This is a genomic window from Jiella mangrovi, assembly GCF_017815135.1.
Lineage (GTDB): Bacteria > Pseudomonadota > Alphaproteobacteria > Rhizobiales > Rhizobiaceae > Jiella > Jiella mangrovi.
This window is the reverse complement of sequence record NZ_JAGJCF010000034.1, coordinates 1-5,754: the sequence shown is the minus strand read 5'-3', so window position 1 is coordinate 5,754 and position 5,754 is coordinate 1. Positions and strand designations below refer to the sequence as shown.

At 65.2% G+C, this 5,754-nt stretch carries 5 protein-coding genes and 1 pseudogene; 5 read left to right on the top strand and 1 reads right to left on the bottom strand.

The annotated features are described in order from the left end of the window. A pseudogene (locus J6595_RS22325) lies at nucleotides 1-197 on the top strand (IS110 family transposase); the annotation flags it as partial. Nucleotides 198-440: 243 nt separating this feature from the next. On the opposite strand, the gene J6595_RS22320 reads toward J6595_RS22325, so the two are convergent. Then, a complete protein-coding gene (locus J6595_RS22320; RefSeq protein ID WP_209597958.1) occupies nucleotides 441-962 on the bottom strand; it encodes a hypothetical protein in 522 nt (173 codons plus the stop codon). 550 nt (nucleotides 963-1,512) lie between these two features. Between J6595_RS22320 and J6595_RS22315 the strand changes: the two genes are divergently transcribed. From J6595_RS22315 to J6595_RS22300, 4 genes are all read left to right on the top strand, one after another. After that, nucleotides 1,513-1,803 carry a UxaA family hydrolase gene (locus tag J6595_RS22315; protein ID WP_209597956.1) on the top strand — a complete coding sequence of 97 codons (291 nt, stop codon included), beginning with the start codon at nucleotides 1,513-1,515 and terminating at the stop codon, nucleotides 1,801-1,803. A gap of 84 nt (nucleotides 1,804-1,887) precedes the next feature. Next, nucleotides 1,888-3,066 carry a UxaA family hydrolase gene (locus J6595_RS22310; protein WP_209597954.1) on the top strand — a complete coding sequence of 393 codons (1,179 nt, stop codon included), beginning with the start codon at nucleotides 1,888-1,890 and terminating at the stop codon, nucleotides 3,064-3,066. 463 nt (nucleotides 3,067-3,529) lie between these two features. Continuing rightward, nucleotides 3,530-4,465 carry a hydroxyacid dehydrogenase gene (locus J6595_RS22305; RefSeq protein WP_209597952.1) on the top strand — a complete coding sequence of 312 codons (936 nt, stop codon included), beginning with the start codon at nucleotides 3,530-3,532 and terminating at the stop codon, nucleotides 4,463-4,465. Beyond that, nucleotides 4,462-5,454 (top strand): Ldh family oxidoreductase, encoded by a 993-nt coding sequence (locus J6595_RS22300; RefSeq protein ID WP_209597950.1) that lies wholly within the window; start codon nucleotides 4,462-4,464, stop codon nucleotides 5,452-5,454. The genes J6595_RS22305 and J6595_RS22300 overlap by 4 nt, the downstream gene beginning before the upstream one ends. Nucleotides 5,455-5,754: the final 300 nt, after the last annotated feature.

Sequence of the window (5,754 nt, the reverse complement as noted above, 5' to 3'; positions counted from 1 at the left end):
AGGGCGGAAGGCGCCGGGTGCGCAAAGCTCTCTACATGGCCGCCCTCGGTGCCATTCGCGCAAACACCCGTTTCAAGAGCTTCTTTCAAGCCGTCGCCGAAAGATCGGGATCGAAGAAAGTCGGCATAATCGCCGTCGCCAGAAAGCTTCTCACTGTTCTCAACGCCATGCAGAGAGACAGAAAGGCGTTCGAATGAACACAGTTGCCAGAAACGTTTGACACAACAGAAGCTTAAACGGCGCACTGGATGCTCGGGACGGAGCCCGAGCATGACGAGCGCGATAAAAGCGGACGCCCATTCTCAAACTGTCAGGCACTCGATATACGCCGTTCGACGAGACTGTCGCGCACACTGGAGCTTCGCTCACCCTCCCGCTCTGTCCTCTTGTCGGGGCATGATCTTTTCCGAAAACCGGTTGCCACTTTTCGCGATCATGCTCTAGCGTTTCCAGCGTGGCAGATGGCGCTTCCAGCGCTCCCCGAGCTTTCCGTCGACGGCGCGGCGGGACCGACGCGGTGCTGATGGCGCGGTGGCCTCCTCGTCACCGCCGGCGCGATGCGCCTGCATTTCGACGACCACCTGCGCAGACGGCTCGCTTTCGCCGACCACAGCAGCCGTCTCTGCGGCGCGGGGCTTCGGCTTCGGCTTCGCAACCGGGGCGGCGACCGCCGACGCTGGCGTCTCGTCCTGCGGCTCGGGGCGTGTCTTCGGAGGACGGCCGCGTCTCGGCCGGACGATCTCGGCCGCCTGTTCGGGTTCGCGGCCGGGCGTGCTGGCTTCGAGAATTCGCGGTGACGGACCGGCGGGCTCCGTCTGCGACACCGGCATCGCAATCAGGTCGGGCTTTCGCCCCGGCCCCGGATCGGGAGCCTCCTTCACAAGGCCGAGGAAGGGCGACGGCCGGGCCGAGCCTTTCGCGCGCTTGATCTCGACCGCGAACGGCCGGGTTTGCTTTCTCATGATCTGTCCGGGTGAGCCTGATTGATGGAAAACAGCAGTCGAACCGCTCGCGAGCGGTCGCCCGCCTGAAAATTTCAACGGGGGAAGGCCTACAACCTTCTAGACCGCCGCACTGTATCGGGCGGGCCGGTCGAATGGCCGTATTCGCACCTATCCTACCCTGTTTGCGGGGGATCGAATAGTGGCGTCGCGCCAATTCCGGGTTACGAAATGCTGCGGTCTCCCGACGATACGAGATCTCGACACTCGAACCGCAGCATAGGCGTGCGCAACAGCAACGCGTCGCGCGCCTCGATCGGGGCGGGTGCATTCACACGCGTCGTTTCCCGGCACACCCATTTCATGGACGCAAGTTCACGGCGAAATCGCGCCCGTCGCAGCGACGGGGATCACCTGCCCTTGACAGGTCCGCTAAATCATAATTTATGTCTTATACAAGACTTTCATCCGCCGACACGGCGCGTCATCGCGATGTCGGCCGAGAGGGCCTTCCATCTCACCGGGCCACCGCCATCCCCCACAATTCGAACAACAGATGAGGAAACCTTCAATGAGCAGCATCCCGCAGCTACTGGTGCACGATCACAAGGACAATGTCGGTGTCGTCGTCGTCGAGGACCTGAAGGCTGGCACCGACATGCTCTGCGTCGTCACCCACGACAATTCCTCGTTCCGCCTGACGGCGAAAGACGACGTGCCGATCGGCCACAAGATCGCGCTTTCCGACGTTTCGTCCGGCGATACGGCGGTCAAGTACGGTGAGGACATCGGTCGCTTCAAGGCCGACGTCACGAAGGGCAGCCACGTCCACGTCCACAATCTGAAGACCAATCGCTGGTGAGTTGTCGGCCGCGGGCGCGCCTCGAAGGCGCTGCCGGGCCGACCCGCCTTTCGCCTCAACCGTTTTTCTGAAGAAAGATCCGCCATGCCGATCAATACGAACCGCAAGTTCATGGGCTATCGCCGCGAGAACGGCCGCGTCGGCGTTCGCAACAACGTCGTCATCCTGCCCGTCGACGACATTTCGAACGCCGCCTGCGAAGCCGTCGCCAACAACATCAAGGGCACGCTCGCCCTGCCGCATGCCTATGGCCGCCTCCAGTTCGGCCCCGATCTCGACCTGCATTTCCGCACCATGATCGGCACCGGCTCGAACCCAAACGTCGCCGCCTGCATCGTCGTCGGCATCGAGCCCGGCTGGACCCAGAAGATTGCCGACGGCATCGCCGAGACCGGCAAGCCCGTCGCCGCCTTCTCGATCGAGCAGAACGGCGATCTCAAGACGATCATGAACGTCTCGCGCAAGGCCAAGGACTTCGTCCAGTGGGCGAGCGAGCTGCAGCGCACCGAATGCGACGTGTCCGAGCTGTGGATCTCGACCAAATGCGGCGAGAGCGACACGACCACCGGCCTCGGCTCCTGCCCGACCGTCGGCAACATGTATGACAAGCTCATTCCCGAAGGCATCTACGGCGTCTTCGGCGAGACCTCGGAGATCACCGGGGCCGAGCATATCTGCAAGGAGCGTGCCGTCGATGCCGAGACCGGCGAGCGCTGGTACAAGATGTGGAAGGCCTATCAGGACGACGTGATCTTCGCCCACGCGACCAACGATCTGTCGGAATCCCAGCCGACCAAGGGCAACATCGAGGGCGGTCTTTCGACCATCGAGGAAAAGGCGCTCGGCAATCTCGAGAAGATCGGCCGCGAGTGCAAGTTCATCGACATCCTCGAGCCCGCCGAAGCCCCGCAGAAGGGCAAGGGCCTCTACTTCATGGACACCTCCTCGGCCGCGGCCGAATGCGTGACCCTGATGGCGGCGGCAGGCTATGTCATCCACACCTTCCCGACTGGCCAGGGCAACGTCATCGGCAACCCGATCGTGCCGGTGATCAAGATCACCGCCAATCCGCGCACGGTTCGCACCATGTCCGAACATGTGGACGTCGACGTCTCCGGCATCCTGCGCCGCGACATGACCATCGATCAGGCCGGCGACGCGCTGATCGAGAACATCATGCGCACCGCCAACGGCCGGATGACCGCGGCCGAAGCCCTCGGCCACCGCGAATTCGTGATGACCAAGCTCTATCGCAGCGCCTGAGGGCGCGAGCAGCGTGGCGACCCTGGGGTCGCCACCAAGTCTCGGTGTGACGCCGGCCCGAGCGCGTCGTCACCCAGAGGCCTGTCGTCAGGATCGACAGCCGTCGCAAGCGGCACACATGCCATGACCGCGCCGCCCTTACAGATTCGGCCAAGACATCACAGCCTCTTCATCCCGGGCTTGACCCGGGAGCCATTCCAAACCGTCGACGCTGCCTTCCACCCATGGCAGCTGACACGTTGTCTGTTCCGAATTGTCGCCAATTTTGAGAGCAGAGGCATGGATCCCGGCTCGGAGGCCGGGATGACGAAGCTTTGGTGTCTTGCCGCCCTTCTTCGACGTTGATGATTGACGCCGTCGGACTGCCGAAGACCCCGAGGCGACATGGCCGCGAAAAAGGGCCCGCCGCCGACGCGGCTGCCAGTTCCATTCTCCCAGACCCATCGCAGACCAGGAGCCACCAATGGCTGAAGTCGTCATTTCCGAATTCATGGACGGTGCATCGGTCGATCGCATCCGGCAGAAACACGAGACGCTCTACGGGCCGGATCTCGTCGATCGCCCGGACGACCTTGCCGCCGCGCTGGGCGATGCGCGCGCCTTCATCGTGCGCAACCGCACGAAGGTGACGCAGGCGTTGCTCGATCATGCCCCGCATCTGCAATGCGTCGGCAGGCTCGGCGTCGGTCTGGACAATATCGATCTTCCCGCCTGCGAGGCCCGCGGCGTCACGGTCTATCCGGCCACCGGCGCCAATGACGTGGCGGTCGCCGAATATGTCATGACGACGGCGCTGATGCTCCTGCGCGGGTCCTACGCGCGCAGCGCCGACGTCGCCGCCGGCAAGTGGCCGCGCCAAGAGATGATGGGCCGCGAGGGGATGGACAAGCGCCTCGGCCTCGTCGGCTACGGGGCGATCGCAAGGCAGGTGGCCACGCGCGCAAGGCCGTTCGGCTTCGAGATCGCCGCTTTCGATCCTTTCCTCGGCAAGGACGATCCGGCCTGGGCCGGCACGCAGTCGCTCGAACTCGGCGAGCTCTTGCAGACGTCGGACGTCATCAGCCTGCATGTTCCGCTGACCGATCGGACCCGTCATCTGGTGGGCGCCGAGGCGCTCGGCTCGATGAAATCCGGTGCGGTTCTGATCAACACGGCCCGCGGCGGTGTCGTCGACGAGGCGGCCCTCTGCGCGGCCCTGAAAGACGGAAAGCTCGGTGGAGCGGCCCTCGACGTCTTCGAGACCGAGCCCCTGACGGCCGAGGCCGGCGCCAGGTTCTCCGGTCTTTCCAATCTCATCCTGACGCCGCACATTGCCGGCGTGACGGACGAATCGAACATTCGGGTCGGCGCCGTCACCACCGACAAGGTTCTCGCGCATCTGGCTGGACGCTCCGCATGACAAATCTCTCGATCAGTGAAACCGAGCGCCTCGTCGCCGAGGCCTTTCAGCGCGCCGACACCGGCCCCGCACAGGCGGCCTCCGTCGCCCGCGCGCTCGTCGCCGCGGAGGCCTCGGGGCAGGGCGGCCACGGGCTTCGCCGCGTCGCCGCCTATACCGCCCAGGCCAAGGCCCGCAAGGTCGATGGCCACGCGACGCCGATCATCGACCGGGTGAAACCGTCCTTTCTCAAGGTCGATGCGGCGGAAGGCTTCGCCTATCCGGCCTTCGACCTGACGGTCGAAGCGATGGCGGAGGCCGTCGCCGAGACCGGTGTCGCCGTCGCCGCGATCGGCAATTCCCACCATGCCGGCGTTCTCGGCCTCACGGTGGAGCGCTTCGCGGAAAAGGGCCTGATCGCGATGATGATGGCCAATGCGCCGGGCGCGATGGCCGCATGGGGGGGCACCAGGCCGCTCTTCGGCACCAATCCAATCGCCTTCGCCGCGCCACTGCCGGGAGCCGACCCGCTGGTGATCGACCTGTCGCTCTCCAAGGTCGCCCGCGGCAAGGTGATGGCGGCCAAGCAGAAAGGCGCCGCCATTCCCGAGGGCTGGGCCCTCGACAGGGACGGCAATCCGACCACGAACGCCGACGCCGCCCTCGCCGGCACCATGGTCCCGGTCGGCGACGCCAAGGGCGCTGCGCTGGCGCTGATGGTCGAGCTCCTGGCCGCCGGTCTGACCGGCTCGAACTTCGCCTATGAGGCGTCGTCGCTCTTCGACGACAAGGGCGGCCCGCCGCGTCTCGGCCAGTTCATCCTGGCGATCGATCCGGCGGCGATGGGCGGCAACACGGCGCTCCTGCGCTTCGGCGTTCTCGCCGATGCGATCGCCGAGGAGCCCGGCACCCGCATTCCCGGCCGCCGCGGCCTCGAAGCAAGGCGCAAGGCCCGAAAGGACGGCATCACGATCGAAGACGACGTGATGGCGGCGATCGAGGCGGTGTGACGGTCGCGCGGTCCGCCGCGCCCGCTGTGGCGCGCGCGACGACAAGCGCCACGCGTGCGAACGGACGCCAGTGTGTACGACACGATCCTCGAGGGCCGGCCACGACTTGATCGAGAAGGCGCACCATTCGACGCTTCGTCATTCTCGGGCCCCGTCCCGAGAATCCTGTGTGTTCGAATTGGTGTATGGTGGGAGGCGGGAAGGAGGCCGAGAGAATCCTGGTCGTCCGCAAGGCAGACCGGTGCCTGGCATGGCCCCTTCCCGCGCCGTCTTCGAAACCTGAACAGTTGCATGAGGCTG